Source organism: Desulforhopalus sp., assembly GCA_030247675.1.
Lineage (GTDB): Bacteria > Desulfobacterota > Desulfobulbia > Desulfobulbales > Desulfocapsaceae > Desulforhopalus_A.
This window is the reverse complement of record JAOTRX010000020.1, coordinates 1-2994: the sequence shown is the minus strand read 5'-3', so window position 1 is coordinate 2994 and position 2994 is coordinate 1. Positions and strand designations below refer to the sequence as shown.

The window sequence follows — 2994 nt, the reverse complement described above, 5'->3', positions numbered from 1 at the left end:
TATTCAAATGTGTTGAGGAAGGGGTGTGAATAATGTTAAAATGTAGGAGTAACTACTTGAATTCTTCGTAGGTTCAGCGAAAATATCGATTTTTAATGGTTTTCGTAAAACGACGTAGAATTTAGGTTTGACTGTAAACGGCAAGAAACGTACCGCTGAAATCAGCCCGGATGATTTTCTTCTCGAAACCCTCCGCAGCCTCGGCTTCAAGAGCGTCAAGCGCGGCTGCGACACCGGCTCCTGCGGCCTCTGCACCGTTCTGGTGGAAGGCAAGCCCGTCCTGTCCTGCTCTTATTTAAGTGCCCGTGCCGATGGTCACGAGGTCACCACCATCGAAGGCGCCGGCGAAGAAGCGAAAAAAGTCGCCTCTGCCCTTGTAGGTGAAGGCGTCGAGCAGTGCGGATTCTGCAGCCCCGGCCTCGTCCTCTCAATCCTCGGCATGAAAAAAGAACTTGGCAAAGGCGCCACAGACGACCAGATCAAAAACTATCTCAACGGCAATCTCTGCCGCTGCACAGGCTACGAAGGCCAGCTCCGCGGCATTCGCCAGTATTTGGAGGTATAGTGTATGAAGGTGATCGGTAAATCTTATGACAAAAAGGACGGCATCCGCCTCGCAATGGGCGCGCCGGCTTATACGGAAGACCTCTACGATACCAAGAGTCATTTAACGGTTAAACTGCTTCGCAGCCCGCATCCTTTCGCGCGGATCGTGAATATTGACACTTCCGCAGCACTTGCCCTTGAAGGCGTCGTTGCAGTATACACTCACCATGACGTACCTAAAACCCAATACACCCGCGCCGGCCAGAACTTCCCTGAGCCGTCCAACTATGACAAGCGCATGCTGGACGAATACGTCCGCTATGTAGGTGATGAAGTGGCCATCATTGCCGCTGAGACTGAGCGTGCTGCCGAAGAGGCCATGAAGCTCATCAAAGTGGAGTACGAAGTCTTTGAGCCGGTAGTCGACGCCGAGAAGGCTATTGGTCATCCGTCCGTCATTCACCCGGAAGGCGTTGTTGAGAAAATTCCTTCAGGGGTTGATGTAGAGAACAATATTGCAGCGACGTACGTTCTCGCGTACGGCAACCTTGAGGATGCCTTCAGCAAATGTACCCATGTGGTCGAGCACAAGTATTACACCCAGGCACAGGCCCACGTCATGATGGAGACCCACCGTTCCAACGCTCACCTGGATCACAATGACCGCTTGGTGGTCACGACCTCTACACAGGTACCGTTCCACGCACGCCGCATTTTGGCCCATGCCCTTGACCTTCCTGTATCCAAGATCCGGGTCATCAAGCCTCGCATAGGCGGCGGCTTTGGCGGCAAGCAGGCTCTTCACACAGAGTTTTACACGGCTTTTGTTACTCTAAAAACCGGCCGTCCTTCCATGCTGACCTACACCCGCAAGGAAGCCTTTGAATCTACTTACACTCGTCATCCTATGGTCTTTACTTATAAGGTAGGCGCCGATGATGCTGGCATCATTCGCGCCATCAAAGTCAACGGCATCTCCGATACCGGCGCCTACGGTGAGCACGCCCGTACCGTCTTCAGCGCGGCATGTCTCAAAGTCATCTCCATGTACAATAAAATGGACGCCTTCGACTTTGAGGGCAACGTCGTGTACACCAATCGTACGCCTGGCGGCGCGCTTCGCGGCTACGGCACCACACAGGGTGTCTTTGCGATCGAGTCTGCCATCAATGAATTAGCCCATGAAATGGGCATGGACCCATGCCGGATTCGTGAACTCAACCATACTGCTGAAGGGGAAACCCACTTGGTTTACAGAGCCTTTGGCTCAGACGGCATCAAAAAGCCGCTCAAACTTATTGAAAACAACAAAATGTCCACTTGTATTGAGCATGGCAAGAAGCTCATTGGTTGGGATGAGAAATATGGCAAGCCTCAGGTCAACGGTAATAAAGTCAGAGGTGTCGGTATGGCCCTTTCCATGCAGGGCTCCGGCATTCCGAGCATCGACATGGGCGCAGCCATCATTAAGTTGAACGAAGATGGCAGCTTCAATCTCATGATGGGCGCTACGGATCTGGGCACTGGCTCTGATACGGTATTGGCTCAGATCGCTGCTGAGGTGCTTAGTGTGCCTCTTGAGAAGATCAGCGTTCACTCCTCGGATACAGACGTGACGCCGTTTGACGTTGGTGCTTATGCCTCTAGTACGACCTATATCACAGGTACCGCTGTCATCAACGCGGCTGAGGACATCAGATCCCAGATCCTCAACGAAGGTGCTGCAATGATCGAAGAAGCTCCTGAGCAGTGCGAATATGACGGCGAGCGCGTCTTCTGCGGTGAAAAGTCCATCAATCTTGCGGATCTGGCTATGAAGCTCCTCTATGTCAAGAATCAGAAGCAGCTGGTTGGCCATGGCTCCCACGTCACGGAGAAATCTCCACCGCCGTTCCTTGCAGGTTTTGCAGAAGTTGAAGTAGATATGGAAACCGGTGAGTTTGAGATCATTGATTATGTCGCTTCTGTAGATGGCGGCGCCATCCTCAACCCTAAACTGGCATTAATCCAGATGGAGGGTGGCCTGGTTCAGGGTATGGGTATGGCGGTCTTTGAAGACGTCAAGTTTATTGACGGCAAGTTGAAAACCAACTCTCTCCTGGAGTACAAGATCCCGACCCGCAGCGACGTGCCTAAGATCACTGTGGACTTTGTTGAAAGCTACGAGCCATCCGGTCCGTTTGGTGGCAAGTCTGTAGGCGAGGTCTGCATCAATACGCCGAGCCCGGCGATTGCGGACGCCATCTTCAACGCTACAGGTGTTCGGATCAGAAAGCTGCCGGTAACGCCTGAGAAGATTATCTTGGGTAAGATGGGTTACGACGTTTAATCTTCAATTGAAATCACAGTGTTGTTATAAACGGGTCGGAGCAATTGCTTCGGCCCGTTTCATGTTGACATAAAGTTATTAAATTCCTCTGAAACGTTTGCGCGGACTTGGATTAAGGG

At 52.0% G+C, this 2994-nt stretch carries 2 protein-coding genes; both read left to right on the top strand.

What is annotated here, in order from left to right:
- The first annotated feature begins 127 nt into the window (after positions 1 to 127).
- Complete coding sequence (locus OEL83_21090) at positions 128 to 565, top strand: 2Fe-2S iron-sulfur cluster-binding protein (GenBank protein ID MDK9709541.1); 438 nt, start codon at positions 128 to 130, stop codon at positions 563 to 565.
- A 3-nt stretch (positions 566 to 568) separates the two neighbouring features.
- Positions 569 to 2875: a molybdopterin-dependent oxidoreductase gene (locus tag OEL83_21085; GenBank protein MDK9709540.1), complete on the top strand. Its 2307-nt coding sequence runs from the start codon at positions 569 to 571 to the stop codon at positions 2873 to 2875.
- Positions 2876 to 2994: the final 119 nt, after the last annotated feature.

Coding starts and splice junctions, on each gene's coding strand:
- OEL83_21085 (MDK9709540.1), top strand. CDS start 569: ATGAAGGTGATCGGTAAATCTTATGACAAAAAGGACGGCATCCGCCTC.